Annotated in this window: 31 protein-coding genes; 3 read left to right on the top strand and 28 right to left on the bottom strand. The window is 59.2% G+C overall.

Going from position 1 to position 25,969, the window contains the following annotated elements; all coding sequences use genetic code 11:
• Nucleotides 1-622 precede the first annotated feature (622 nt).
• From CFE428DRAFT_RS19220 to CFE428DRAFT_RS19225, 3 genes are all read right to left on the bottom strand, one after another.
• Nucleotides 623-1,156, bottom strand: a complete 534-nt coding sequence (locus tag CFE428DRAFT_RS19220; protein ID WP_006981288.1) for a hypothetical protein — start codon at nt 1,154-1,156, stop codon at nt 623-625.
• A gap of 119 nt (nt 1,157-1,275) precedes the next feature.
• Nucleotides 1,276-1,737 carry a hypothetical protein gene (locus CFE428DRAFT_RS37565; protein WP_131989523.1) on the bottom strand — a complete coding sequence of 154 codons (462 nt, stop codon included), beginning with the start codon at nt 1,735-1,737 and terminating at the stop codon, nt 1,276-1,278.
• A 724-nt stretch (nt 1,738-2,461) separates the two neighbouring features.
• Nucleotides 2,462-4,393, bottom strand: a complete 1,932-nt coding sequence (locus CFE428DRAFT_RS19225; protein WP_042725345.1) for a PAS domain-containing hybrid sensor histidine kinase/response regulator — start codon at nt 4,391-4,393, stop codon at nt 2,462-2,464.
• Nucleotides 4,394-4,807: 414 nt separating this feature from the next.
• On the opposite strand from CFE428DRAFT_RS19225, the gene CFE428DRAFT_RS19235 reads away from it, so the two are divergent.
• Entirely contained in the window at nt 4,808-5,554 is a 747-nt protein-coding gene (locus tag CFE428DRAFT_RS19235; RefSeq protein WP_006981291.1) for a DUF1553 domain-containing protein, read from the top strand.
• A gap of 213 nt (nt 5,555-5,767) precedes the next feature.
• Here the strand turns inward: CFE428DRAFT_RS19235 and CFE428DRAFT_RS41185 are convergent, their stop codons facing one another.
• From CFE428DRAFT_RS41185 to CFE428DRAFT_RS19320, 17 genes are all read right to left on the bottom strand, one after another.
• Nucleotides 5,768-6,061, bottom strand: coding sequence for a PLDc N-terminal domain-containing protein (locus CFE428DRAFT_RS41185; RefSeq protein ID WP_083805242.1), 294 nt, complete (start codon nt 6,059-6,061; stop codon nt 5,768-5,770).
• Between the two features lie 138 nt (nt 6,062-6,199).
• The gene (locus CFE428DRAFT_RS19240) at nt 6,200-6,499 is read right to left on the bottom strand and encodes a hypothetical protein (RefSeq protein ID WP_006981292.1); all 300 of its coding nucleotides are present in this window, start codon (nt 6,497-6,499) and stop codon (nt 6,200-6,202) included.
• Between the two features lie 152 nt (nt 6,500-6,651).
• Nucleotides 6,652-7,263: a hypothetical protein gene (locus CFE428DRAFT_RS19245; protein ID WP_006981293.1), complete on the bottom strand. Its 612-nt coding sequence runs from the start codon at nt 7,261-7,263 to the stop codon at nt 6,652-6,654.
• A gap of 328 nt (nt 7,264-7,591) precedes the next feature.
• A complete protein-coding gene (locus CFE428DRAFT_RS19250; protein ID WP_006981294.1) occupies nt 7,592-8,065 on the bottom strand; it encodes a hypothetical protein in 474 nt (157 codons plus the stop codon).
• Between the two features lie 365 nt (nt 8,066-8,430).
• Nucleotides 8,431-8,853 carry a hypothetical protein gene (locus tag CFE428DRAFT_RS19255; protein ID WP_006981295.1) on the bottom strand — a complete coding sequence of 141 codons (423 nt, stop codon included), beginning with the start codon at nt 8,851-8,853 and terminating at the stop codon, nt 8,431-8,433.
• Between the two features lie 67 nt (nt 8,854-8,920).
• Complete coding sequence (locus tag CFE428DRAFT_RS19260) at nt 8,921-9,568, bottom strand: dihydrofolate reductase family protein (protein ID WP_006981296.1); 648 nt, start codon at nt 9,566-9,568, stop codon at nt 8,921-8,923.
• 554 nt (nt 9,569-10,122) lie between these two features.
• Nucleotides 10,123-10,515, bottom strand: a complete 393-nt coding sequence (locus CFE428DRAFT_RS19270) for a DUF2750 domain-containing protein (protein WP_006981297.1) — start codon at nt 10,513-10,515, stop codon at nt 10,123-10,125.
• Between the two features lie 123 nt (nt 10,516-10,638).
• Complete coding sequence (locus CFE428DRAFT_RS19275; RefSeq protein WP_042725347.1) at nt 10,639-11,148, bottom strand: hypothetical protein; 510 nt, start codon at nt 11,146-11,148, stop codon at nt 10,639-10,641.
• A gap of 33 nt (nt 11,149-11,181) precedes the next feature.
• A complete protein-coding gene (locus tag CFE428DRAFT_RS19280; protein WP_042725348.1) occupies nt 11,182-11,619 on the bottom strand; it encodes a hypothetical protein in 438 nt (145 codons plus the stop codon).
• Complete coding sequence (locus CFE428DRAFT_RS19285) at nt 11,594-12,022, bottom strand: ankyrin repeat domain-containing protein (protein WP_083805243.1); 429 nt, start codon at nt 12,020-12,022, stop codon at nt 11,594-11,596. The genes CFE428DRAFT_RS19280 and CFE428DRAFT_RS19285 overlap by 26 nt, the downstream gene beginning before the upstream one ends.
• A 10-nt stretch (nt 12,023-12,032) precedes the next feature.
• Nucleotides 12,033-12,539: an ankyrin repeat domain-containing protein gene (locus CFE428DRAFT_RS34010; protein WP_049975690.1), complete on the bottom strand. Its 507-nt coding sequence runs from the start codon at nt 12,537-12,539 to the stop codon at nt 12,033-12,035.
• A 607-nt stretch (nt 12,540-13,146) separates the two neighbouring features.
• Entirely contained in the window at nt 13,147-13,461 is a 315-nt protein-coding gene (locus tag CFE428DRAFT_RS19300) for a hypothetical protein (protein ID WP_042725350.1), read from the bottom strand.
• 54 nt (nt 13,462-13,515) lie between these two features.
• A complete protein-coding gene (locus CFE428DRAFT_RS19305; protein ID WP_042725351.1) occupies nt 13,516-14,010 on the bottom strand; it encodes a hypothetical protein in 495 nt (164 codons plus the stop codon).
• Nucleotides 14,011-14,193: 183 nt separating this feature from the next.
• Nucleotides 14,194-14,631, bottom strand: a complete 438-nt coding sequence (locus CFE428DRAFT_RS19310) for a hypothetical protein (RefSeq protein ID WP_006981302.1) — start codon at nt 14,629-14,631, stop codon at nt 14,194-14,196.
• 60 nt (nt 14,632-14,691) lie between these two features.
• A complete protein-coding gene (locus CFE428DRAFT_RS35915) occupies nt 14,692-14,919 on the bottom strand; it encodes a DUF4304 domain-containing protein (protein ID WP_083805244.1) in 228 nt (75 codons plus the stop codon).
• Nucleotides 14,920-14,983: 64 nt separating this feature from the next.
• Nucleotides 14,984-15,493 (bottom strand): hypothetical protein, encoded by a 510-nt coding sequence (locus CFE428DRAFT_RS19315; RefSeq protein WP_006981303.1) that lies wholly within the window; start codon nt 15,491-15,493, stop codon nt 14,984-14,986.
• Between the two features lie 229 nt (nt 15,494-15,722).
• Nucleotides 15,723-16,547 (bottom strand): UDP-2,3-diacylglucosamine diphosphatase, encoded by an 825-nt coding sequence (locus CFE428DRAFT_RS19320; RefSeq protein ID WP_006981305.1) that lies wholly within the window; start codon nt 16,545-16,547, stop codon nt 15,723-15,725.
• Nucleotides 16,548-16,923: 376 nt separating this feature from the next.
• Between CFE428DRAFT_RS19320 and CFE428DRAFT_RS19325 the strand changes: the two genes are divergently transcribed.
• Together CFE428DRAFT_RS19325 and leuB are read left to right on the top strand one after the other, a co-directional pair.
• The gene (locus tag CFE428DRAFT_RS19325; RefSeq protein ID WP_006981306.1) at nt 16,924-17,253 is read left to right on the top strand and encodes a calponin homology domain-containing protein; all 330 of its coding nucleotides are present in this window, start codon (nt 16,924-16,926) and stop codon (nt 17,251-17,253) included.
• A gap of 135 nt (nt 17,254-17,388) precedes the next feature.
• Nucleotides 17,389-18,483 carry a 3-isopropylmalate dehydrogenase gene (leuB, locus tag CFE428DRAFT_RS19330; protein WP_006981307.1) on the top strand — a complete coding sequence of 365 codons (1,095 nt, stop codon included), beginning with the start codon at nt 17,389-17,391 and terminating at the stop codon, nt 18,481-18,483.
• Between the two features lie 49 nt (nt 18,484-18,532).
• Here the strand turns inward: leuB and CFE428DRAFT_RS19335 are convergent, their stop codons facing one another.
• The 8 genes from CFE428DRAFT_RS19335 to CFE428DRAFT_RS19365 all read right to left on the bottom strand — a co-directional run bounded on the left by CFE428DRAFT_RS19335 (nt 18,533) and on the right by CFE428DRAFT_RS19365 (nt 25,906).
• Nucleotides 18,533-19,087 carry a hypothetical protein gene (locus tag CFE428DRAFT_RS19335; RefSeq protein ID WP_006981308.1) on the bottom strand — a complete coding sequence of 185 codons (555 nt, stop codon included), beginning with the start codon at nt 19,085-19,087 and terminating at the stop codon, nt 18,533-18,535.
• A gap of 129 nt (nt 19,088-19,216) precedes the next feature.
• Nucleotides 19,217-21,163, bottom strand: a complete 1,947-nt coding sequence (locus CFE428DRAFT_RS19340; RefSeq protein WP_006981309.1) for a hypothetical protein — start codon at nt 21,161-21,163, stop codon at nt 19,217-19,219.
• A 1-nt stretch (nt 21,164) separates the two neighbouring features.
• Nucleotides 21,165-22,061, bottom strand: a complete 897-nt coding sequence (locus tag CFE428DRAFT_RS19345; RefSeq protein WP_006981310.1) for a type II secretion system protein — start codon at nt 22,059-22,061, stop codon at nt 21,165-21,167.
• Nucleotides 22,062-22,070: 9 nt separating this feature from the next.
• The gene (locus CFE428DRAFT_RS19350) at nt 22,071-22,562 is read right to left on the bottom strand and encodes a type IV pilus modification PilV family protein (RefSeq protein WP_006981311.1); all 492 of its coding nucleotides are present in this window, start codon (nt 22,560-22,562) and stop codon (nt 22,071-22,073) included.
• A 98-nt stretch (nt 22,563-22,660) separates the two neighbouring features.
• The gene (locus CFE428DRAFT_RS19355; RefSeq protein ID WP_006981312.1) at nt 22,661-23,410 is read right to left on the bottom strand and encodes a succinate dehydrogenase/fumarate reductase iron-sulfur subunit; all 750 of its coding nucleotides are present in this window, start codon (nt 23,408-23,410) and stop codon (nt 22,661-22,663) included.
• A 16-nt stretch (nt 23,411-23,426) separates the two neighbouring features.
• A complete protein-coding gene (locus tag CFE428DRAFT_RS41190) occupies nt 23,427-23,735 on the bottom strand; it encodes a type II toxin-antitoxin system RelE/ParE family toxin (protein WP_083805245.1) in 309 nt (102 codons plus the stop codon).
• Nucleotides 23,714-23,953 carry an addiction module protein gene (locus tag CFE428DRAFT_RS19360; RefSeq protein ID WP_006981314.1) on the bottom strand — a complete coding sequence of 80 codons (240 nt, stop codon included), beginning with the start codon at nt 23,951-23,953 and terminating at the stop codon, nt 23,714-23,716. Before CFE428DRAFT_RS19360 ends, CFE428DRAFT_RS41190 begins: the two co-directional genes overlap by 22 nt.
• 39 nt (nt 23,954-23,992) lie before the next feature.
• Complete coding sequence (locus tag CFE428DRAFT_RS19365) at nt 23,993-25,906, bottom strand: fumarate reductase/succinate dehydrogenase flavoprotein subunit (protein ID WP_042725379.1); 1,914 nt, start codon at nt 25,904-25,906, stop codon at nt 23,993-23,995.
• Nucleotides 25,907-25,969 lie beyond the last annotated feature (63 nt).

Genomic DNA, 25,969 nt, shown 5'->3' on the forward strand with positions numbered 1-25,969 from the left:
CCGAAGGCAGATCCGCAAAGGCCATTTTCCCGATGGGACATAACCCTCCCGAGACATACTCCTCCCACGAATAGATCCTCGATTCGGCACCGCTGCCCCCTCGATTTCCAGGCGTTCCAGCGCATGCGAGGTCAGCGAGAGCGCTTCATCCGATGACGCCGCATGGCATTTCAGTGCCGGGAATCCATCCACGGTGACTTCGAACCCGCCGCCGGGCGCTTTGCTCATGTGGACCGTGAACCAGCGCTTTCGTAAATCGGCAGATGTATCTGCTTTCATTGAAAAGGTGGGCGTTTGATGCCGAGGATCTTGAGTGAGTTGGTTTCGTTCTCAGGGTTGGCATATGACGGGCGGGTCAGTGACGACGCGGTATGATGCGCCACCGGCCTGAGATCGCGACGAGCAGAAAGTAGATGACGCCCAGTATCATGAGGATGTCGCCGATGTGCAGACGCCTGGGGCTAAAATCGCCGAAGTGGTAGTGCCGGATGGTACGGTCGACCTCGAAGCCTACATAGCAAGCCGCCCCGCTCGCAATGCTGAGGATGGCGAGGAGGATGCGCCAGGGAGTGCGTAGTCGGCTCGATGGCATTGGCTTAGGATTGTTCCGGTTCCTGGTCATTCAGATGACACGATTGGGATTTTGGCTGCGGCGAGCAAATCGCGGAAAGGCCCGGCGGGTTGCACGTGAGGAACCGTCCGAATGGGAGCTTGCAGCGCGTCGCGCTCCCAGCTGCGATGCAAGAGAGCAAGCAGCCCCTGCGGCGAACGCCAGGAGCGCCCAAACCCAGTGGTATGCCGCACCCCAACCGGGGCCGACGGCGGGAAACTCGTGGCTAACGCCGTCGCGGACAAAGCGACCCTGATAGAAAACAAAGTCGAAGAAAAATCCCTTGCCGCGACCCATGCGAAACTCCGGCAAGCTAGCAGGCTGCTGCAAAGCCTGGAATGAATGGAATGGATAGACCGAGCCGTTGTTGGGACGCCACGCCGACCAAGTGAACAGTTCCGGGCGTGACGGTTGCCCGGTCTGAGAGATGGTGTGCCACTCGCCGTCGTTGATGCCCTGGGCTGCAAGTCCGCAAGCGGAGAGCAAGCAGCCTACGATCAATAAGGCAATGCCAAAGCTAAGGAGCATCGTTTTGAACATACGCATGGAAGTCGCCTACGCCCTCAATTCCGCAGTCGTGGGAGACACGCAGGTTGAAAGGTAGTGGCGGTGGGAAGCTCAAGCCGTGACGCGGAGGCGTGTTGGTAGCGTCTGGATAGGCGCATTCAATTCGGTGGGGGTGACCATGTGCGATTTCGGATCCGCTCGGCTTCGGCGGATACTTGCGAAAGGTATGCGTCAGGTGGGTTGTGAAATGCACTGTAATCCCTCACTGCATTTTCAGCGAATGGCAAGGCCTCCTCGAAGCGATATTGCGCAGCCAAAATCTGCGCCAGGATGCGATTATAGCACCCACGTGCCTCCAAGTCTTTCACAGTCTCGCCGGACGACAGGCTGAGCGCCGCACGAGCATGGTGTTCAGCAGCGTGGAGCAGTGCACAAAATAGATACAGGCTGGAAGCGTAGTTATGTGCACTGGCCAGTTCTGGTTGGAGCCCGGCATGCTCCTCAAGCAGTTCGATGATTTCGAGCTGCAGTGGGATGGCACCTTTGTAGTCCTTCTCCGCTTTAAGGTTCGAGCGCTGCGCAGACAGCTCACCGATCCGTAGTCGAACAGATGGGTTCATGCGCCTAGACTTGATGGCTGCCCTCTTCTGGTGCGCAGCGAGTTGGGAAACGCAAAGTGGTTTGCTTGCGGGAGAGGCTGGGGCGCGGGTGGCGCGGCAATGCCGTGCGGAGCGGCCGGTGCGGGGTCACTGCCGAGGCGGCGGTGTACGGGACAAGCGGCGGCTGGTCCCGGGGCGAGCCCGAAGCAAGGGCACCCATGAATGAGCCAACAAAGGACAAGCACGCCATGAAAAACTCCCTACGCTTGGTCTGACTTGATGTCCACGCTCAAAACAGCACCGTGGGCCTGGGCCTAGGTAAAGGCGTAACAAATCGGCCGTCTCTCTCTCCCCAAAGATGGACGCCTCCGGCGTGCCGGTTTTGCCATGACGCTCGGAGATCGCCATCCACCAACTCCCTTCGCGCGGTGCGCCCTATGCCACTTCCTTTTGGTCTTTCCGTCAAGACCGAGCGCGGATTGCAGGGATCGGCCGATCTGAAGGTGGTATGGGAGAGCTTTGCGCGGGGAGACAAGGAAAAATAGGGGCAGCCGTAGACACAAACAATCGGGTATCGTTGGAGGCGACCGGACCAGCCACCCCACCACCGAAACGGAGTTTCGCCGGAAAGATGCGTGGCCAAAGCCCCACTTTGGTCACGAGGTGAACGAGGTGAAACGAGGTGAAACGAGGTGAAACGAGGTGAAGGGAAAGGACCGTGCAGGCACACCGCGCCGTCCAGTCGTCAGATCTGATGGAGCATCGCCTGGAGGGCGTCGATGTCGACTGGCTTGGCAAGATGGAATTCAAATCCAGCTTCCGTGCAACGGCGGATGTCCGCTTCCAACGCATAACCAGTGAGGGCAATCCCGCGAATTTGCGAGCGCCTGGCCCTGGCTTCGCGCATCAATTCCCATCCATTGCGATCCGGCAGTCCGATGTCACTCACCAGGACATCGAATTGTTCCCGGGCCAGCCATTCCAGAGCGGCACCGGCGGTGAGTGCCGTTTTCACTTCGTGACCCCGTTTTGAAAGGAGCGCCGACAGGATCCGCAAGGTATCCGCGTTGTCATCCACCAGGAGAATCCGGTGCGTCTTTCCCGATGGGGTGGGGGATGAACTCGGAACGGGGTGAGCTTCGGCCCGTTTTTCCAGGAGCGCCAAGGTGACGGTGAAGCAGGCCCCTTTGCCCTTCCCTTCGCTGGTGACGGAGATGGAGCCATTCTGCTGTTCCACCAGATGGCGAGTAATGGCCAGACCCAGGCCGAGTCCTCCGAATTTGCGAGTGGTGTCCACTTCGCCTTGCTCGAAAGCGCCGAAGATTCGCTGCTGCTGCTCGGGGGCAATTCCTAATCCACTGTCGGAAACGTCGACCCGGAGACAGGTGGGCGAAGGATTGGCGCTGCGCACCTTTATCCTGCCACCTTCGGGGGTAAATTTAATGGCGTTGTTGATCAGATTCCAGAAGACCTGGCGAATGCGGGTCGGATCGACCCAACTCCAATACCCCGTCGCCTGGAGGTCATAGGAAAGGGCCAACTGTTTTCTTTGGATTTCCTCCTGGAGAATGGCGCCGACATCGCGGAGTGCCGCGTGGATATCCACCGCCTCAGGATGGAGGATCATCTTGCCTCGACTGATGCGGGTGAGGTCGAGAAGATCGTCGATGAGTTGGGCTTCCAGCTGAGCGTTTCGGCGAATGGTATGCAGATGCTCGAGCATCTCTTCGTCGCTGATTGCGGATCGATTCTCGATCAAGTAACTGGCGCCGGCGATCACCGGAGTTAGCGGGGTGCGCAGTTCATGGCTGAGCACGGCGAGGAAGTTATCTTTCGCTTCATTCGCCTTTTCCGCGGTCAGCTTCGCCGTCTCCATCTCCCGGATGCGCAATTGCTCGGTGATATCTCGGGTTACTTTGGAAAACCCCTGCAATTGTCCCGTGGAATCCCGGATCGCAGTGATCAAAACATCGGCCTGGAAGGTCGTTCCATCTTTCCGCACGCGAGTTCCTTGCGCGCGGACATGGCCGTGGCTTCGCGCTTCTTCCAGCAATCTGTTTGGCAAATCCGTGTCGCGATCCTCTTTGGTGTAGAAGCAACCAAAGTGCTTTCCGATAATTTCCTTGGCCAAATATCCCTTCGCCTTCTCCGCTCCAGAGTTCCACGTCACCACATGGCCGGTCGGATCCAGCATGAAAATCGCGTATTCCGCAACGCAGTCCACCAGGAGCCGAAATTGCTCTTCGCTTTGGCGCAGGGCGATCTCGGCTTGTCTCCGTTCCGTCAAGTCGCGGGTCACCTTGCCAAACCCTTTCAATTCGCCGGTGGCGGAGTCCCACAGCGAGGTAATGACGACGTCCGCCCAAAAACGCGTTCCGTCCTTCCGCAAACGCCATCCTTCATCCTCCACCCGCCCTTCTGCGATGGCGATGACGAGCTCGCGTTCCGGCTTCCCGGCTAAAACGTCTTCTGGCGGATAAAATCGACTAAAATGGGAGCCGAGGATCTCAGCTGCTTCGTATCCCTTGATTCTGCGGGCGCCTTCATTCCAACTCGTCACGCAGCCATCCGCATCCAGAGTGAAAATTCCGTAGTCCTTCACGCTCTCGACGAGGAGCCGAAATCGCTCTTCAGTCTCGTGCCAATTTGCACGGTCGGGTTTGGCGCGCGGGGGCATGTGAAGATGGGGGACCATCACTTTAGTGGGGTCCAGGAGCTTTGCAATGTGCAACCGATCGGCGGTGGGGCGCGGGACGCGACAATAATCTCTTTCCGCCGCCCCTGCCGGGGCGAATCGTGGAGGGGACGGGTTCCGGTGGCTTTCGCCACCGAGATGGCGGAGGGGAATAGAGGCTGAGTGGTCGTGGTGGGCGAGCAGGCGAAATTCCATGGTCCCTCCGGGACCGCCGGCGGCAGTGTCGAAAAAGTCGTTGTGGCCCACAAACGGCGGGGTCGCGGCACTCATTCAGGAATGCCAGCCGCGCCGCCGGTGCGGAAGTGTGCCAACTCAACACCCCCATGAACGACCTCCCCCTCTTCACCCGCCGCGCATTCCTCGCCCGCACCGGCATGGGCATGGGCGCCCTGACCTTTGCCACCCTGCTGCGCGAAGCGGACGCCGTGGAGAACCCGCTGGCGCCGCGCCAGCCGCATTTTCTTTCAGCAGAGCAGCGACGAGAATCCGCAATCCGCCGCGATCGACTCCCACAACCGCCTGCTCTGGCGCGCGAATATCCGACGGCTCGATTTCGAGGCGATCCGCGACTCCCTGCTCGTCTTCAGCGGCCAGCTCGACCCCACCCTGGGCGGCAAGCCGATCAATCTGACCGAGGAGCCGTATTCCTTCCGTCGCTCGGTGTATGGCTACGTCGATCGCGGCAACCTGCCCGAGCTGATGCAGCAGTTCGACTTCAGTGATCCGGACATGCCGAACAGCAAACGCGCCACGAGCATCGTGCCGCAACAGGCGCTCTTTTTCATGAACAGCCCCATGGTCGTGGACATCGCGCGGAAGATGGTCGCGCGCAAAGAATTCGCCGAGGCGACCGACGATGGCGGCCGCATCGCGGCGCTTTACCGCATCATCTTCCAGCGCACCCTGCGGCCCGAGGAAACCAAGCTCGGCCTTGCCTATGTGGATAACTTGAAACAAACGCTCGGCGCCGCCCCTGCCGTCGCGCCGCCGATCGAAAACCGTCGTCGTGGCCGAAACGATCCCGGAGATGGACGCGCGCCGGTGCGCAATGCCGGCGAAAAAGTGGATCGGCGGCCATTGACCGCCTGGGAGCAGTACGCGCAGGCGCTGCTTTTCACGAACGAGCTCGTTTACCTCAACTAGAGCATTTTAAGTAAAGGTGTAGCCGCGGCAGGGTCGTTGTAGATGCGGCGCTCTGCCGCTGCCCCTCGACGGAGCAGGCGACTACATCCCCCGTTCATCCCACAAACGGCTACAGTTCTATTTTAAATGCTCTAAAGCCCCCAATCCCGCCACGGCGGGAGAACGGGCCTGTCAACGCGTCGAACGCAGGAGAGAGTTCCCGGGCCGCTCGCATCAGGCGGCGGTGTTTGGCGTTGTGTCATTGGTCCGTTCTGTTGGATGAGGTCGTCTGAGCGCGACAAATGTGCAGAGCGGACCGACGATAGGAACGAGCCACGTCAGAAGCAGCCAAAGAGGCAATCTTCTGTCGGAACGATGATGACGCAGGCAGTAGATCGTGGCGAAGATGGATAGCACGAGAGCCGCGGGAACAATGACCAACGAGAAGAGTTGAGAAAAAAGAACCCACCCGTTGACACCAAATTGTTCGGTCACGTTCTGTGTACTGTGGGAAAGATCATCGTTCATATCAAGGAGAGCGTGTGGAGTCGCCAACGCCCCAATCCCGCCACGGCGGGAGACGGGTCTATAAGCGTGTCGAATGCGGGAGCGAGTTCCCGGCCCGTTCGCTGGGCTTGGATGGCGTTGCGGTCGAAGTTAAGAAGGTCATTGGACAGATTTGGTGGCAGGCGGCTCCATGAGAGTCTTGAGGCGGCGATAGCGTGCGAGCAGCCCGCCGCGGGCTCCCCAATCCTCTATCTCGTCGTCAACGCGAGGCTCCAAGAATGTGCCATCGGGAGCGATGAGGTCGATCGTCTCCAGTCCCATCTTGCGTGCGGCCTCGGTTTGTTCAGGTGTCTCGCCACGGATGCCCAGCATAGACTTGGTATATTGCCAATCGTCCCGAAAGACTTCCTCGAAGGCTTCGAGGAACTCGCGAACGGCAGTGAGGGTTTCGTCCGTCATCGGGAAACGTGAGCGACGCCTAACGAAAGGAGCTCAGCCGATAAAGCGGTGGTGGTTCGGGCGGTGCAAAAACGATTGAGTTTGTCCATGGAGATTGAGCAAAGGTGGAGAAGAGGCGCTTTGTCGGTTGCAGCGCCTGGATGGCGTTGCGATTATTCGGCTGAGACCGTGACGATGTGCTTCTCAGATTTGGCTCCGCGGTAGAGTGTGACTTCGTAAGACTCGCCGGCCACAGCGAAAATGTTGAAGCGTGTCGTCGTGGTCTGAAGCTTCGGTTGGTCGAGCTTGTTCGGGGTGATCACCTCACCCTTTTCGGTGTAAATGGGGCCGGCCACCACGCCGTAGCCGCCAGCAACAAGCTCCGCCTCGACGTAATCGGCGATACCATAAACGGCGATGACCTTGCCGTGTGGTTTGGCGGTCAGGCGAACGCTCCAGCCGGTGTTGACCGTCTCAAACGCGGTGGGTGTGGTGGGCGTGATGCCGGGAGCGCCGTTGGCTGCTGCTTGGGGCGGCTTGAACTCGCTCGGAAAGTGAAGCTCACGGACGGACAGTATCTCGCCTTCGGGTTTGGCTGCTGCGAGTAGGGAGCTCCCGAGACCGGAAATCTCGATCTTGTAGCCTTTCGGGTGCGGACCTTCCGCCGGGGCGGTCAGGTCGGCGATCCGTTGCGCCGTGAGGCGCGTGCGAGTATTCGGAGTCGCCGCGACCGCGATAGAAATGATGGCGAGGCAAACGAGCGCCGCGCGAAGGGGGGTGTTCATGGTGAATATCTTTAGTTTGGATATCGGAAAAAGCGAGCCATGGCCGGAGCACTGCCCCCGCGACAGCACCTCTCCTGAACGCCGGAGGCGCACTATGCAGGTCGATGGGGACTGCCCGCGCGGATGCGCCGCCGCAAATGGCCGGAGGCCCTTCTTGCAGGTCGAGGTGGACTGCTTGCGCCAATGCGCCGATACAAACGGCCGGAGGCCCTTCCTGCAGGTCGAGGTGGAAACATGGCGACAAACATGGCGACAAACATGGCGACAATTCGCAGCGCATGGCTAGCACCTCAACCATGCCTACAGCGCTTGGATAGGCGATATTGGTTCAGTGCTTGAAAACGACATCCCCGAGATAAATGCCGGCATAGGCGTTGTCGTTCTTATCGTGGTTGTCGCTGTCGTAGATGGTCACGTGAAGAATCCCGGGTCGCAGGACAGTGAAGGTGAAGTCAAACTCGGTGCGAGTGTCCGCAAGCGGCTTGAACAAGGACGAACCGGCTGCGGCGGTGATTGCCTCCGGGCCAGCTTCGGCGGTATTGCCGATATACAGCACGGCGTGCTTGAGGTTTTGCTGCTTGCAGACGCCGGTGACGCGGTAGGTGCCGCCAACCTGAAACGTCGCGGCTGTGCCGGTAATCTGCCGAATCTCGATTGAGTCGGAGCCGGTGAAGGCCTTTTTGATTTCCGGGGTGACATTGAGTTTGTGTTCGAGGGACGGTGTCTCGGCGGTGGCGTGATTGGTGGCAACCAGCGCAAAGATTGCGGTGGCAAATGCGGTAGTGATGACGCGTGTTTTCATTTGGTTTGCTGGGTTCTGGCAAGCGCGTGGAGGTCGCCTAACATGTGATTAAACCGACATGAAGAAGTGGGGATCATCGGCATATTCTCGAGATCACCTTTAATAGGGAGGATCAAGGTTCGTCTTTTCGCAAGGGAAAAAGGCCGAGTTGGGGCTCGCCCATTCGAAGCCATGATCGGAGCAGGACAGGGTATCGGTGATTGGGTTTCATATGCCGACTGGTTCGGTGGCCGCCAGGGAAGCCGATGTCTTTACCTCGTCACGAAAGTGAGGCTTTCGTGGCGCTGGCCAGTTTCCGGGGCAACTCTGTTGTGCGGGGGACATGGCGACAATTTGCAGCGCCTGGTCAGACGTTGCGGCTACGTTCATTTGATCCTCCCCTGGTCGATGAGTTGCACGACGAAGAATGTGGGTCGCCGGGTTAAGTTGCACGCGTCCGTAACTGAAACCTCGACTCGAGAAAACCGATACCGCGCCGCGGCCGCCGGATACGTGGCGTCCTTGAGAAGCTTCAGGCCTAGCAAACCGTAGAGTTGCCCGGCCGGAGTTCCTGCGACGGTGAGCTTGCGGCAGTCCTCCGCGGCAGTTGGAGTTAGTAGAATCTTTCTGAGCGAAGTCTCGGTTGGCGTAATCTTGGCAGCAAAGCCCGTCGCTCCGATGCTAAATGTTTCTGCGGTGCGGACAGTCTCGTAATCGGTGAGTGCGGGCTTCGCATCGTGAGGTGGAGGCTCTGCGCTCACTTGCGAGACGATTGCCAAAAGTCCGAGAAGTAAGATTGTCGATTTCATAAGACGCGTAGTGGCGCCTAATGCCTCAATCCCGCCGTGGCGGGAGACCGTGGAGGCGACGTTGGGTTCATGTGCGGGTTAACACGATGTGGGTGGCTCGCTGCGATGGGACATGCTGGGTGCAGGTGTATCCCAAGTCTGGCAGGTGGATGCCGTCGAATAACCGCTCGCCCTCGCCAAGCAGGACAGGTGCGATGGCAATATGTAGTTCATCGATCAGTCGCTCCCGAAGGTATTGCCTGATGGTCGACGCTCCGCCTCCGATGCGGACATCCTTTCCGTTGGCGGCTTCGCGAGCGAGTTCGAGTGCGGCGCGAATCCCCTTGGTGACGAAATGAAAGGTCGTGCCGCCCTCCATGACGAGGGGAGCACGAGGATGATCCGTGAGCACGAAAACCGGCTTATGATACACCGGGTTATCCCCCCACCAACCTCTCCAACTCTCATCAAGCCAGGGACCGCGGACTGGTCCGAACATATTCCGGCCCATAATCCAGGCACCGACATTGTGGAAACCCCGCGCGGCAAAGTCGTCATCGATCCCGGTCTCTCCGCCCTGGGCGCCGAACAGTTGCGCCTGAAACGTGCGAGTAGCGAACGCCCATCCATGAAGGGCCTTTCCGCCGATGCCCAGCGGGTTCTCCAGGCTCTGGTCCGGGCCGGCGCCGAAGCCATCAATCGAAATGGTGAAACTTTCTACACGGAGTTTAGTCATGGGTTGGTGTTTGCTGTTGGATAGGTCGCGTTGTTGTTATGTCTGAAGCTTCCATAAATCTCGTCCTGCAAGCCAATCGTTTAGCCAGCCCTCAAGACTGGGAGCCTCCGCGGTGAGCGAACCGTCTGCGTCATTTCGGAATACTGGCAATGAGGGCGACGAGCAGTCAACGCAAGAGAGAATAGCGCATCCCCAATGAAGAAACGGCAGCAGGCGTTCCGGCCAGGGTGCATGCCATCCATGACTCGGCCATCCGAAGAGAGGATAATCGGAAAACTCAAATCGGCGGCCTCAATCAAGCGGGCGTGCTCCACTACGGCTCGGCAAGTCGGAGTATTACCGAGGCCGAACCAAAACGGCTCATCGAGTTCTCGTATCGTGGCCAATGAGACCTGGACGCGAGGAAACTCTTTGCTCATCGCAACGAGTCGGTCAACGTCCCACGCCAGAAGGCCGCGCTCAGAAGGACGAAAGTGATATTGCTTTCTCATTGGCACGAGTCGCCTGACGACCGCAAGCTCGGCGACTGCGGAGGCGTGTTTGCAGCGCATGGATCAGGCGGTTTTTTCATCGATCTGTTTTTCGAGGCGTTCTTTTAGGGTGATTGCCGGGAGGCTGTCCTGACAGACCCTGTCTGAGCTCGGACTTTCTTCGAACCGCCTGGCGAAGGTCTCGGAAGACCAATTCCATCCAATCCGGATATGTTCCGATTCAAGCTGAACGAGCCAGCGGAGGAAATTGGCCAGGAAGACCTCGCGGAGTGCGTAGTGCTCAAAGCGCGGGGAGGATCTTCGAATCTGTTCGGCCCGCAGAGGGCTGGACCAAAACGGAAATGCAGTTCCACCCGCGTCCTGAAACACGAGTTGGCAGGCGCGATCCGTAACCGTGAGCGTGAACACGCTCTGTGCGGAAATTGCCTCTGCGATGAAATCTGCATCGTCGTTCATGGGAGACGGGTAGCGACGCCTAACGCCCCAATCCCGTCGTGGCGGGAGACGGACCTATCAACGCGTCGAACGCAGGAGAGAGTTTCCGGCCCGTTCGAACCAACGCATGGATAGGCGTTGCGGTCATTGCTCGTAGAACCAATCCATAAATCGTTCGGCCGTCTTCGGGGTAAGTTCTTGGAGGGCGTTGGCGACGGAAGGAAACCCCTTGGCAGCGGCGATAGCAGAAAGGCCACAGCACATCAGATTCTCGTCCCATGGTCGAGTGGCGGAAGCGGCCACCAAAGAAGGAAACTGCTGCAAAGAATCAAAATACGGCTGTCGGAGGTCGTCCGGTATTGGGAATCCGTCGCGGGCACGGGCGATCTCAATGCAGGTGGGAAGCTGAAAGAAGCTGAAACTGGCGCGTGTAGGGGCGGTCGCGAGAATGCGGATGATGTGCGGAACAGCCGCAAACGAAGCGGGATAAACATCGTCCTGGTGACAAAGCGAACTCCAAAGCGTAAACCACGGCTCGCTGTCGCCACAGGACACCGGAAAGCTTTCAAGTTGCCGAAGCAGCGGAGGGATGTCGTCAGCTGCGCCGTATGCGTGCTCCAACTCAGACCACCGTGGACTGTCGAGGGGTATCATTGGCTTACCTTTTTTAGTGTTCGCAGCGCTTGGTCAGTCGTTGTCGGCTGCATCAAGTGCTCCTATCTCAAATATATCGCTGACCGGGAAGCCACAAAGCTTCGCTGCGGCTGCGGTATGGTTTGGGGCGTGAATAGCGAACCGCTGAACACCATCGCGAATCTGTGCGCGAGTGAATCGCTCGGGAAAGAGAAGTATCGCGACGATGAAGGCCGCATCTGATTGCCAATCCGTCAGGTGGAAAGCGACGTCGTGAGCAATCTCCTTCGGGTGCTTGGTCAAAAGAGCCTGTCTGATGCTTGCCTGCGCGTCTGGAATTGCGATCGAAAGCTGACTCGCGCGCTCACCGACCAACTCGCGGAAGATAGCTAAAACCTGCTCACCTACCGGCATCTTGTTTTTGGCCATGCGATTTTGAATGTGCGTGTTCGCCTGCCGCGCCTTGTCAGGCCTTTGTGCGTCGGTCTTCATGATAGAGCAAAAACTCCGAGATATCGTGGAATCCACGCCAGCGTGCGTAACATTCTGCGCGAGCTGCGGCGACTCCGGCGTAGATGTCGGGGTTCGCTCCGAAAGCGATGAGCAGCCGGACGAGGTCGAAGTCTCCGCGCTGTGCGGCGAGACTCAGTGGGGTGTCAACCATGGAGTAGGACTCATGTACATCTGGATCGGCGCCAGAGTCGAGAAGCTGTTGAGCAATCTCATACTGTCCGTGCCAGGAGGCATAGCTCAGTGCGGTCCAACGCTGGGAATCCTGGGCATCGACGAGCGCGCCCGAAAGTAAAAGATCGAAAAGCTCGCACAAATCCCCTGCGCACGCCGCTCGCATCAGCGGCGTACGATCGTCTACTGGGTCTGGTTGAAATGCTGGCATTGCTAGAGGCCTAACGGGTAGTAGGCTTCCATTTGGAAGCCATCACTGGAGAATTTCCTTCCGGAGCCGACGCCCAGTCCCATGGAGCAATTGAAGCTGCAAGGACGAAAGCGGCATGGGGTCGCTTTGATTCTGAATGGGAAGTCATGTAACTTTCGAGTACCTGCGTTGATTTCTTTGGGGCTCCCCTTTTGGCGATCACCAGCGCCGTGTCTCCCGCCCTATTTTTCAAGAAAGGATCTGCTCCATGGGCCAACAAATATTCGACCACGTCGACATGATCCATGACCACAGCCATCATTAGCGGCGTATTTCCCGCTTCGTCCGTCGCATTCGGATTTTCATTGGCTTCTATGTACTGTTTCACGGCGTCCATATTGCCATTGAGCGCATGCGCCAAAATGGGTGGCTTGATCGCCAAACGGGAATGATCCTCGAAGCCCTGCAAAAAAAGACAGCCGGTAGTCGATACGAGCACGACAACTGCACCAATCATAGGCAGGATGGTCGTCTTCATCGATGTGGTCCAGGGTGGAATGGGCTACCGTCAAACAGCAACATGTTTTCGTAGGAGAAGCCTTTGTAATCAATTGTGTAATGGCGGGAGATTCATCTATCGGGATTCCGTGGGGCAATGTGGCTGTCGATAGGCCAAACCATGAAACGCCGCCAACGAGGCAACTGTGCGATCCGCCGCCTGCGCTCCTCGGAAAGTGTGAACAACAAAACGAAGCCGAGGACGATAGCAAAGCCCCCGAACATGTAGAAATACTTCGACAGGGTGGCTGCAAACTCAGCGGTGGAAACCCATTTGCCTCCGTTGAGAATCGTGTCTTCATGTAGGAACCAGAGCGCGCGATACCTGACGAGCGTGGCAAAAACAAGTGCTGCAATGCCCCCAAGGAGAGAGCTGAAAGGTGTACTACCCATAAAGCGTTTTGAGTGAAAGGACTGGTTATCTCTCGTTCCGCGGGAGACGCGTGAAAGCACATGACGCCCCCAAGCTCAGCGACCGCGGAGGTTGGCGCGAAGGGTGCGGGATAGTGGATGATAAGGTGGAGGTTGGAAGCAGCAGGGGTGACAGCCGGAGCGGTTCGCAGCAGCGTTCGGATGGCGTCGCGGGCCTACTCATAAATCTTTCCGAGGTGGAGAAACACGGCGAAATCGTGCCAAGATAACGGAGCGCGACGCGAAGGGGTGTCACGATGCGGGTAATCCGGGTGCTGGAAATAGCAAGAGGCTGCGCCGAGGAAAGCCGAGATGGAGGTGTTCTGCCAGTTGCCGGCACCGCCCCGTTGATGGCGTCTCGGATCGGCTCGTTCGGTCTCCTCTGCGCGTTCGCGGTCGATGATGAGTGCGGCAAGAAATGCGAGGAAGCTATCTCGGTCTGCGACGGCATCGAGCAGTTCTTCAGGTGTTTTCGTGGAATCTTCGTTCACGGGGGATGGATAGCGATGCCTAACGCCCCAGAGCAGTTCGCCGCACCTCTTGGGTTAGACGTTGCGGGATTTGTAGAGTGCCCGTTCGGCATTCGTTAAGAGTTTGTCGAGAATGGGATGCTTCTGTGACCAATACTTTGCGGCGTAAATAGGGGCCATCGAAGGCTTGCCGGTTTCATACTCAAGTTGAAGCGTCGAGGCTCCGCATTTTAGTGTGGCCGTCGCTGTGGGGATGGCGCCGAGTTCAGTGTTGCTGCCGGGGCCGTAGCCTTTGAAATTTCCGAACTGCGACTCGACGCCTCGCTTCGGATCGAGAGTGGCAATAGTCCCTGCGTGTTTGCTAACGATACGTCGTGTAGTAAACGCATACCAACTGGTATCAGAAAAGAAAGCACACACCAAAACCAGCTCACCGGGCAAAAGCGCCAGGTGACAGAGAACCTCCGGGCGGAGTGCTCCGATACTCGTCGAACGCCAGTCTTCTGGGTCCATGGAGTGGCGGCGAATCATCGCAACCGCGATGTCTTGAATTTTCTCGTCTTCGGTCACAGGAAACGTGGATCAATGCCTAACGCCTCCAATCCTGCCGTAGCGGGAGACGGCGGACGGACGGTCGAGGAGGCGGAGGGGTATAATGAAGGGCTGGTAATGGGCGAGTCATGACTGCTGCGCAGTAGGTTCCCAGGGGAGCAGCAGGCACGACCGCCCGGAGCAGTTCGCTGAAACGCTTGGTCAGGCGTCATTGGTTGGGACTTGGAGTAAGAGTGAAGCAGCTTCGCCTTCAGTGTCGACATCGCCAAAAGCGATTGCCTGCTGCCGCGCTGCAATCAAAAGGGGTTCAGCGTGTAACCAGTCGCCTGCTTCTGCGTGGTGCTGCCCGATGGCGAGTAGGACGGTGTGCGTAGGTTCGGAGTTGTGCTGCGCCAGTGCTAGGGAACGCTCGTAGCAGGCTAACCGTTCGATAGAATCGTCAGTCACATCGGCGAGCGCCTCCCACATGAAGCCTGAACCGCGACCGGCGGCAGTCTGCTGCTCGCAGAACTCTCGAAGCTGCCCATAGTGCGAGGCTGAAAGAACGTCATCGCCTGCCTGACTGGCATTGACGATGGCAAGCACGCCTTCGTGAACTCGCTCGTAGATGTCGGCGGGAATCTTGTAGAAGCTTTTCATGGACTCGATTTTAAAGTCGCGTGCGGTGCCACGCGCGGGCAGGCGCGATTACTTGGGACTTCATTGGGTCGAGGACTCTTTGCGCTCGATCGAAATGAACCAGCTGCCGATACCTGCTGCGGCCGCGAACCTACCGCCCCAACTACTGAACTGAAATGTGAGAAGGTCGAACTGCTCACCTCGCTCGCGACGGAAGTGTGGGAATGAACCACGAAAGCGCATGTTACGAAACGTCGGTACGACAATCTCTTTGATTGCTGAAATCATATTGTCGCGCGATTCGCTCATTCGATTACAGGAGCCGTTCCCTGCAGCGCTTGGACAGATGATCGGTCGAATGGGGAAGGCGCGCTCATATGTAACCGACCGAATCGGGAAACTCGTCGGTTGAACTGTCGAGGCTGAACAGGAAACGACCTAAGCCGGGATGCTCGCACAGAGCGGCGCAAGCCGAAAGAAGATAACGGAAATCGATGGGGGCCAGGGAGCGTGCAAGACACGCGCAGGACCACGGGCGAATGGAAACGATGGCTGCCTCGTAAGTGGCGACAAGCTCCGGCGAGATTGACACAATAGGGCTGCGCCGCCACGCCATGTGAACCTGACCAAGATCGATGGCGTAATAATGCTGGAGAGCGGGTGCCGTAGTGGAAAGTAGTCCACAGATGTGTGGGACGATGGCGATAGCTGAATCCTGGATGGTGTGTTGGCAAAGAAACTGGTCCCGGAGCCAACCCCACTCACCCTCCTCGTCCGACGTTCCTATGGCAGCCTGCCACGAGCGGAGATCGGCAGGCAACTCTTCGGCATTGCCGGTGAAGCTGCCGAACTCTTTCCACTGAAGGCTGCTTAATGCGAGCATAGGGCGAAGGCGTCTAACGGATAGTAGGCTTCCATTTTGGAGCCATCAAATTTAGGGCTTCAGATTGGAAGCGTTGGTGGGCGAATTGCGTTGGCGACGTCTCCCCATGGCGGGCACTCCTGCGGGAATTACGCACCTCCTTCGTCATGCGTAAATTGGTCCCTCTCAATCTGCCTCCGAGCAAGCCCAAACTGCTCGACGAGCAGTGCGGGGGGCTTGCGACGCTGCGTTACAGCGAGGCTGGAGCGGGGAGGGGCGCGGTCGGTGTGGCCGGCTCGTCGTCGTCGTGATGGTCCAAATGGGTCGGTGGGCGGCCGGTGGCGTCGACGGCGAAATTGGTGACGAGCTCGATGTGGCCGTTGAAGTCCTCGACGAGCGCGGAGAGGCTTTCCACCCAGTCGCCGCTGTTGTAGTAAGTCGTCGACTCGATGGTGCGGATGACCGGTGAGTGGATGTGGCCACAGACCACGCCTTCCACTTTATCGGCCTGCGCGTATTGGACGATGGCGTTCTCAAAGGCGCCGATGAAGCTGACGGCGTTTTTCACGCTCTTCTTCACGTAGGCGCTGAGCGACCAGTAGCCGAGGCCGAAGAGGCGGCGGAAGGTGTTGACCGGCGCGTTGAGCTTCAGGAGGAGCTGGTAGCCGACGTCCCCGACGAAGGCGAGCCACTTGATGTTTTGCACCACGGTGTCGAGCTCGTGCCCGTGAATCACGAGGAGGCGGCGGCCGTCTGCGGTGGTGTGAATATCCCGGGGCATGATCTCCACGGCGCCGAAATGGCCGAAGAAATGGGCGACGAATTCATCGTGATTCCCAGGAATGTAGATGACGTGGGTGCCTTTGCGGCCGGCGCGCAAAATTTTTTGGATGACGTCGTTGTGGGCCTGCGGCCAGTAAATGCCTCGGCGAAGCTGCCATACGTCGATGAAATCACCGACGATATAGAGTTTCTCGAATTCGTACTCACGGAGGAACTGCAGCAGGGCATCAGCCTTGCTGCCTTTACTGCCGAGATGAATATCGGAGATCCAGCCGGTGCGAAAACGCTTCATGGCGACAGTTTTGCCGTGCGGCGGGGGGAAAGGCAAATCCGGCCCCTTCTGGAAAGGGTGAATTCACCCATTTGTCACAAAACTGCCACCGGAAGTGGCTACGGTTCCTGCTCTTACTACTGACGTTATGACCAGCCACGTATGGGACTACGCATTGGGCACCGCGCTTCGCCGGCAGGCAGAAGGGCGGCAGCCGCGACGTAAAACGGTGACGCAGATCCTGCGGGCAGCGTATCGGAAGCACGTACACGACCAGGATACGAAAAGGGCGATCAAACGTTGCTTGCGCTGAGGAAAGGCGCATCTTCTCAAGAAGTTCACAATCGTCGCCTTGACGCCGCGCGTGCGGCGCTTCATGCGTTGACGGTATTCGCCCGTGAAAGACGAACCCAAGTCCAAACCAGCGTCGGCCCTTCCGTTCAAGACCGTGGCGGAGGAACTGGCGTTTTTGCGGAAGACGTTCCGCGATCTCATCGGGACGTATTCCTCGCAGATCGAAGGGGAGATTGTGCAATTGCACGCGGCGGTGCAGGCGGATGGCGATTCGAAGAAGAAGCTGCCGCCCAGCCGGGTGTCGGATTTACGTGACATGCTGATGCTGCTGCGCTCGCTGGAGGTGAAGCCGACCAAGGGGCGCCGGCGCGATTTGAAGAAGGTCGAGACGCTGGTGGAGGAGTTGAGGGTGATCGCGGATCGGTGGGGGTGATGAATGACGAATGCGGAATGCGGAATGCGGAATGACGAATGATCGTGCCGGCCATTCCGAATTCCGCACTCCACATTCCGCATTCCTAAACTCCGGCTTGGCAAATCGCGCGCGGCCATTAGTCTCTGCCGCCCTATGAAAACTTTCAAAATCGCTGTTCTCCCGGGCGATGGCATCGGCCCCGAAGTGATGGCCGAGGCGCGGCGGGTGCTCGCTGTCGCGGAGAAGAAATTTGGCTTTCAACTGGCGCTGACCGAGGCCCGCGTCGGCGGCATCGCGATCGATGTCGACGGCAAGGCGCTCCCGGAGGAAACGGTGCGCATTTGCGGTGAATCGGACGCGATTCTCTTCGGCTCGGTCGGTGGACCGAAATGGGAGAGCCTGCCGCCGAATGAGCAGCCGGAACGCGCGGCGTTGTTGCCGTTGCGCAAGCATTTCGCGCTCTTCGCCAATCTGCGCCCGGCGGTGTGTTTCCCGAAGCTGACGCATGCCTCGCCGGTGAAGGAGTCGCTGATCGAAGGCGGCTTCGACGTGCTGTGTGTGCGCGAACTGACCGGCGGCCTCTATTTCGGCCAGCCGAAAGGCCGGCACGAGGAGAATGGCGAGCCGGTGGCGGTGGACACGATGATTTACAAGAAGAGCGAGATCGAGCGGATCGCCCATGTGGCTTTCAAGGCCGCGCAGGGCCGCAAGAAGAAGCTCACGTCGATCGACAAGGCCAATGTGCTCGAGAACGGGGTGCTATGGCGCGCGACGGTGAATGAAATCGCGAAGCAGTATCCCGATGTGACGCTGAATCATCTCTACGTCGACAATGCGGCGATGCAGCTGGTGAAGAATCCGCGCGGCTTCGACGTGGTGCTGGCGGAAAATCTTTTCGGCGACATCCTGAGCGATGAGATGGCCATGGTGGCCGGGTCACTGGGTATGCTGCCGAGCGCGAGCCTGGGCCTGAAGGAGACGCCGACGGGGCGGTTCGGTCTTTTCGAACCGAGCGGCGGCACGGCGCCGGACATCGCGGGCAAGGGCATTGCCAATCCGATCGCGCAGATTCTCTCCGCGGCGATGATGTTGCGCTATTCGCTGAGCGAGCATGTGGCGGCCGATGCGATCGACGCCGCGGTGCGTCGCGTCATCGATGACGGCCTGCGCACGGGCGACATCTGGAGCGAAGGCACGCGCCGCGTCGGGACGACCGAAATGGGCGAGGCCATCGCCGCCGCGCTGTAACCGCGCAGTCCTCGAATTCCATTCCGCCAAAGCCGCTGCCGCGACTGGCCTACTGAGTCACCGCCCGAATGGGGGTGGGACCGGGGACGGTCGGGTGGGCAGCGGCTGTGGTGGGAGCGGGTGCGGGTGAAGCCTTGGGCGGTTCCGTCTTGCGCAGGCTCCAGCTAAAGAGGCTGGAGATCCCGGTGTCGTGGATGGCCTTGAAGTCCTGGGCCAGCGCGGTGATGACGACGGTGAGATGCTCCTTGTCCGTCCAGTCCATCACGGCGACGGACGTCTGGTAGTGCTGGCCGCTGGATTTGTAATCGAAGATGAACTCGCGGCTCGGTTTGCCACTGAGCATGAAGGGACTCGGGTTTTCATCGAGCAGTTTCACCTCCTGGGCGTCCGTGGCGAGATAGTTATGGCACCACTTGGCGAGGTCATCGGAGGAAAACGTGGTGATCTCCGGAATACCGGCGGCATGCCCGAGGACGAACATCTTCATGAAGGCGCCGGTGACGCTCGGCGGATAGAGAGCCAGCGTCGAGCCACTGCCGCTGACGTTCCAATTTCCCGGTGGCTGATAGCGGATGCGTCCCAGCGGATCGCTGAACAGGAGCACCCGGAATGCGGACCCCTTCGAGCGCCCGCCAGGTTTCCTGCGGCGTGAAATCCAGCGCCCTGACCGGTGGGTGAAAGAGGACGCCGGCCGCGAGAGCCAGCATGACGGAAGATAACGACTTCACTGGTATTAGTATTGGATGCGGTCGCCGCGGCTGTAGGTTTTCGTCGCGCTGAAGCCGGGCGGATTGCTGTTCTGCAACTGGGAATCGTAATACCAGCGGCGGTTGGGGGGATTGTAGCTGGCGTTCGACCACGGGTGGGTCGCCTGCTCGGAATCGAAGAGCAAGGCGAGCGCGCCGTAGATGGTAAAATAGGAAGAGCTCCAGTCTTCGTGGAAGCGGGTGAAGTTCTCGATGCCCCCGCTGTAGGAGCCGATGGTCGTGGGGGAGCTTTTGGTCGTCGGGACATTCCCGGCGACGATGGCCGTATTGACCGTGGTGCTGGTTGCGACCCGAGAGCCGAGGTCGCTCGAGGAGTTCGCGTCGTTCCAGTTGTTGGAAAGGATGTTGACCGCATCTCCGACGACTGCGGAAGCGATACGATTATAGGGACTGACGGTCGGACTCGGCGTGTCCGTGGGCGGGGTGTAATTGGAGGTGGTGTTGGACTGCGGCTGTGCGCTCGCCGTGCTGCCGGTGTTGTAATCGCCCTGGATGTAGACCGGGTTCGGGGAGACGACCGTCAATCCGGCGGTCGGGAGGGAGGCTCCATTGGTCAGTTTCACCCCGCGCACTTTCGCACTGGTCACCGCCGTTTTCTTGCCCGTCGAGGAATCCACGATGTTAGTTTTGACGTTCGCGCCGGTGCTCGTGTCGGAAACATAGATGAGGAAGCCGTCGCCACCGGTGCCTTGGATCGTACTGTTGCTATCCTTGAGAGTGTTGTTGTTGGCCGCCGTGGTGATCTTGCTCACGTCGATCGAAACCATGCGCACGTTGTCGCCTTCACGGTCGTCCATCATGGCCGTATTCAGGGTAACGGCGCCGGAGATCGCCAGGTATTCCGCGCTGGTCGTGCTGAGCGCGGTGGTCGAACTGCCTGAATAGATAGTGAGCGCATTGCTGGAGTCGACGTAAACGCGATAATCCGCGGCGTTGGAAAGGCGCTCGCTGGTGGCGCTATCCAATTGCAAAGGATCGGTCTTGGTGGAGTCGGTGACTTCCTCGATGATTTCGTGATAACCGTTGTCGTTCGGGTTTTTGTTGGAGTCCTGGTCGTTGGAAATGGGATCATCCAGGTAGTTGGGATCGAGACTGCTCATGGGGACGTCGAGCAGCTTCTGCTGAGAGCCGACGTGGGGAGGATTGCTCGAGCTCCAGTTATCCGAAAGGCCGCCGCTGGTGATATTGGGCGTCTCACTGCCATAGCGCGAATCTTCCGGGCGGAAATTGAGATATTGGGTGCCGGTGAAAGTGACGTCCTGCATGAAGTGGAGCGAATTGTGCGCGGTATAGAGATTGCCGCCGATATAGACGGTGCCGTTCACGTACATGTCCGGGCCGGGATGAAATTCCACATTCGGCTGGGTGCCGAAGAAGAAGTTATCGAACATGTTTCGCCCGGCCCGGCAAAAGATACGCTGCACCATCGCGGTCTTGCTGCCGGTCGCGCTGCGAAACTGGACGGTCACGCTGGCCCGGTAGTAAATCCGAACACGGAAGCTGGCCGTGGTGCCGTTTTCCGGCACGGGCCGGCCCTGAGCATCGGTCGTGGTGGCCAGCAGCGGGGTCAGGGCGGTGATGCTCCAGCTACTCAAGCTCACATTGGCGGGTGGCGGCAGTGTGTTGCTATCGGGCGGGGTGAGGGCCGCAGTCAGCGCGGAAGTGGACATGCCGGAAGCGCGGTCGGTGGCGTTGGTGACCGAACTCATTTGGGTGCGCCATTGGTCGAACAGCGATTCCAGCACGCCGTCCGCATAAGCAAGGGCAATGGAGCGATCGATCGTTCGCCGACTGGCGATGACGTGTGAGTTCGTCACCGAGTAGATCATCGCGATGGTCAACATGGTCAGCACCATGAAAAAGAGAACGGCCAGCAAGCCGCTCGCGGATTCGGTATTCCTGATGGACTTCATGCTAGCTGGAATTGGTGGAAGTGACATCCGTCGGTTGCACCCGTGGAGGAATGATGGCCTGCAGCGTGGCGGTGCCGCTGGTGTATTTTTTGGAGCTGTAATTGGTATCGTAGAACTCCAGCGAGAAGCGGAGATTCAAGCACGTGCTGCTGGGCGAGGTCGCCGTGGCGAAGAGCACGGCGAAAGGTTTGGGCGAAGTGATCTTGTCACGGACCAGCACGTATTTGCTCTTGTTTTTGCCGGTATAGTCCGCGTGGTAGCGAAGCTGGTTGTTGTAAACCGTGTAGGCGACTTCACGATAGAGGTAGGCGGTCGTGAAGTTACCGGGAATGGTGGGCTGGATGGTGAAACCCAGGAGTGGGGTAACGGTCACGGTAGCCGTAGTGCCGGTGATGCTTGCCGCCGTAACGTCGTATTCATGGGAGATCAGCGGGATGACCAGCTTGTCGCCCACCTCGACCGCGGGCGTGAATTGCCCCGTATTGTTGACGCTCAAATCGAGGGTGAAAGTCGTCGCCTGGTTTTTTGTGTCATTGCTAACACTGGTGATCTTGTAGGGGCCGCTCGCCGAAAGCCGAAAGCGCACGCCGTTGGTCCGCGTGCTGATGTACTGCTGCGTGAAGGGATCCTGATCGGCGGTGACAGTGGGAGATGCGTCCGCGTAGTTCGTTCCGTCGAAAGTGATCAACTGAAAGGCCGACGCCGAGGCGTGGAGATTGTAGAGCAACTCCTGGTCGGAGATGCGCATGACCTCGTGGGTGTGATTGGTCGCCAGGTTGCGGCCCACCATCCGCAGGGACGCCGAGGCGAAGGCGAAAAGCCCGACCGACACCATGCTGAAGATGGCCATCGCGACGAGCAATTCGACGAGGGTGTAAGCGGAACGAACGCGAGACATCGGAGCGGACTAGAAATCGTCGGTGGTGCGCAGCGTGGTCATGCTGATCGTGTTGGGGCGGTTGCGGTAGGTGTAGCTCACGGTGACCACGGCGCGGATCAGGTGCGCCGAGAGACTGGTGACCGTGGTGGTCCGCGTATCGATGACCTGCACATCGAGATTGGTGAAGGCGCTGCTCAGGCCGGACTCGTTGTTAAACGAGTCGTTGTTCAGCGGCAGCTTCGTCTCCGTGGTCGTGCCCGCTTGCAACACCGTCGGAGTGGTGGAGAGCACGGACCAAGGGGTGGTAAGGATCTGGTCGATCTTCTGCTGGACCATCGCCGTGGCCAGGGTGCGCAGACGGGCGGAATTGGCCCAGCGGTTGATCTGCGTCATTGCCGAAAGCGACCCGACAATGAAGAGCGCCAGGATGCTCGCGGCGATGACTACCTCGGTCATCGTAAAGCCAAGGGGCTTGCGCTGGCGAAAAAAGGTCGGACGCGTGGGTGCGATGAAACCCATAGCGTTTCTGAAAGAGCAGTTCATACGCCATACTGCTCTCCCCGGCCTAAGGGGGCGAAAAATGCCTCAGTTCACACTAATAAAGATTTTTCCTGTCGTCAGGAGACGGTATCCTTCACCGACGCTTTCGCATATTCGCGATTCAACCGTGAAATAACCGATGCCGGAATCTCCGCGGGACATACGGCTTCGCACTCCAGGTAGTTTGAGCAGTTGCCGAAGCCTTCTTCGTCCATGGTGCGGACCATCTTGAGGGCGCGCGAGGTGCGCTCGGCCTGGCCTTGGGGCAACAGGGCAAGGTGCGAGACCTTGGCGCCGACGAAGAGCATGGCGCTGGCATTCGGGCAGGCCGCCACGCAGGCGCCGCAACCGATGCAAGCCGCCGCTTCCATCGCCGCATCGGCAATCGGTTTGCCGATCGGCAACGTATTGCCATCCACGGCCGAACCCGTGCGTGCGGTAATGAACCCGCCCGCTTGCTGGATGCGATCAAAGGCACTGCGATCCACCACGAGGTCACGAAGGATGGGGAAGGGCCGCGCGCGGAACGGCTCGACGTAGATCGTGTCGCCATCCTTGAACTTGCGCATGTAAAGCTGGCAGGTCGTGGTCTCGCTGGGACCGTGCGGCACACCATCGATAGTCAGCGAGCAAGTGCCGCAGATGCCCTCACGGCAATCGTGATCGAACGCGATCGGTTCCTCGCCCTTGCCGAGCAAGTCTTCATTCACGATGTCGAGCATCTCGAGGAACGAACAGTCCTCGGGAATATTCCGCGCCTCGATATCGACCAGGCGGCCGTCACTTTTCGCGTCCTTCTGACGCCAAACTTTTAAATTCAGATTCATGATCAAATAGGGGGCTTCAGCTATCGAGACTGCGCAGGATCGTACCTAGCGGAATGTGGTTTGAGGCGACGGCGTGAATCAGTACTCGCCGGCCTTCGACAGCGTAGATGAGGGAATAGGGGAAGTGACTCATCATCAAGCGACGGTAATCCTGCCGAAGTGAGCGACCGAGCCGAGGCCAGAGTGACAACAGTCCCAGCGCCCGCTCAACTTCGCGGGAAAACTCTTCACCGCGTCCGGCACTACGAGATTCGAAATAGGCGTAGAGTCGCAGGAGGTCATTTTCAGCACGGACTAGAAGAACTATTTCTGCCACTGGCGCCATTCTCCGGCTGCGATTTTCGCCTTCACTTGCTCCCAGGTACGCCCTCGGCTGGGATCACGGCGATATTCTTCTCTCTGCTGGTCGAGTGCCGCGACGACCTCAGGAGACAGATCCTCCCATGTATCTCCGCGGGCCGCGAGCTCGACCAACTCGTAGCAAAGCTCCATTTGCTCCGCCTGCGTCAGCCGCAGAATTTCAGGAATTCGCTCGATGATCATGGCAGGAAAATATCAGTGGGTCAGGCTGGGAGCAAACCGTCACTTATAGCTTCGGACACTCGGGTGAACGGTTTCGAAGATGAGGGGTTCGACGTGGCGGTTGGGCTTGTTGTTATCGCCGGTGTATTCCCACGCGGCCACGTGGGAGAAGTTCTCGTCGTCGCGTTTGGCTTCGCCGTCGGGCGTTTGCCATTCCTCGCGGAAATGGCCGCCGCAACTTTCGCGACGCTCGAGGGCGTCCTGGCAGAGCAGTTCGCCGAACTCGAGGAAGTCGGCGACGCGGCCGGCTTTTTCCAGCGCGACGTTGAGCGCTTCGCCTTCGCCGGGGACGTTGACATTCTTCCAAAATTCCTCGCGCAGTGGCGGGATCTGCTTGAGCGCACGATCCAGGCTCTTCGCCGTGCGCGCCATGCCGCAGTAGTCCCACATGATCCGGCCGAGCTCGCGGTGGAAATGATCCACGCTGCGCTTGCCTTTGATGCCGAGCAGTTGCTTCGTGCGCTCGCGCACCGCGGCCTCTGCTTTCTTGAACTCCTCGCGATCCGTCGTCGGACGTTTGCCCATCTGCGGCGCGAGATAGTTGCCGATGGTGTAGGGGATCACGAAATAGCCATCCGCGAGCCCCTGCATGAGTGCGCTGGCGCCGAGACGGTTGGCGCCGTGATCGGAGAAATTCGCCTCGCCGAGGACGAACAGGCCCGGGACATTCGACATCAAGTTATAGTCCACCCAGAGGCCGCCCATGGTGTAGTGCACCGCGGGATAGATCCGCATCGGGGTCTGGTACGCATTCTCCCCGGTGATCTGGTTGTACATGTCAAAGAGGTTGCCGTAGCGCTCGCGGATCGTCTTTTCGCTGAGCCGCTTGATCGAGTCGGCGAAATCCAGATAAACGCCGAGCCCGCCGGGACCGACGCCGCGCCCGTCGTCGCACGCTTCCTTGGCCGAGCGTGAAGCGATATCGCGCGGGGCGAGGTTGCCGAAGCTCGGATACTTGCGCTCCAGATAGTAGTCGCGCTCGCCCTCGGGAATTTGATCCGGCGTACGCTTGTCGCCCTTCTGCTTGGGCACCCACACGCGGCCGTCGTTGCGTAGCGACTCGGACATGAGCGTGAGCTTCGACTGGTAATCGCCGGCCTGCGGAATGCACGTCGGGTGAATCTGCGTGTAGCAAGGATTGGCGAAGAGCGCGCCCTTCTTGAACGCGCGATAGGAGGCGGTGACGTTGCAGCCCTTCGCATTGGTCGAAAGATAGAAGACGTTGCCGTAACCGCCGGTGCAGAGCAGCACGCAATCCCCGGCATGCGAGCTGATCGCGCCGGTGACCATGTCGCGCACCACGATGCCCTTGGCCTGGCCGTCCACGAGCACGAGATCGAGCATCTCGGTGCGCGGGTACATCGTCACGCTGCCCTCGGCGATCTGCCGGCAGAGCGCGGAGTAGGCGCCGAGCAGGAGCTGCTGCCCAGTCTGTCCACGCGCGTAGAAGGTGCGCGAGACCTGCGCGCCGCCGAAGCTGCGATTGGCCAGCAGGCCGCCGTACTCGCGGGCAAAGGGCACGCCCTGGGCCACGCATTGGTCGATGATGTTGGAGCTGACCTCGGCGAGCCGATAGACATTCGCTTCGCGCGAACGGAAATCGCCGCCCTTCAGCGTGTCGTAGAAAAGGCGGAACGCGGAGTCGCCGTCGTTCTGGTAGTTCTTCGCCGCATTGATACCGCCCTGCGCGGCAATGGAGTGCGCACGCCGCGGGGAGTCCTGATAGCAGAAGCACTTCACCTTGTAGCCCATCTCGGCGAGCGAGGCCGCCGCACTGGCCCCGGCCAGACCGCTGCCCACGACAATGATCTCGTACTTCCGGCGATTGGCCGGATTGATGAGCCTGGATTCAAACTTGTGCTTCTCCCACTTCTTCTCCAGCGGGCCATCGGGAATCTTCGCGTCGAGCACGATATTCGAGCGGGTGGGGGAGGACGTGGACGGAGCGGAGGTGGGAGCTGCCGGGGGTTCGAGGAC

It is taken from the genome of Chthoniobacter flavus Ellin428, assembly GCF_000173075.1.
Lineage (GTDB): Bacteria > Verrucomicrobiota > Verrucomicrobiia > Chthoniobacterales > Chthoniobacteraceae > Chthoniobacter > Chthoniobacter flavus.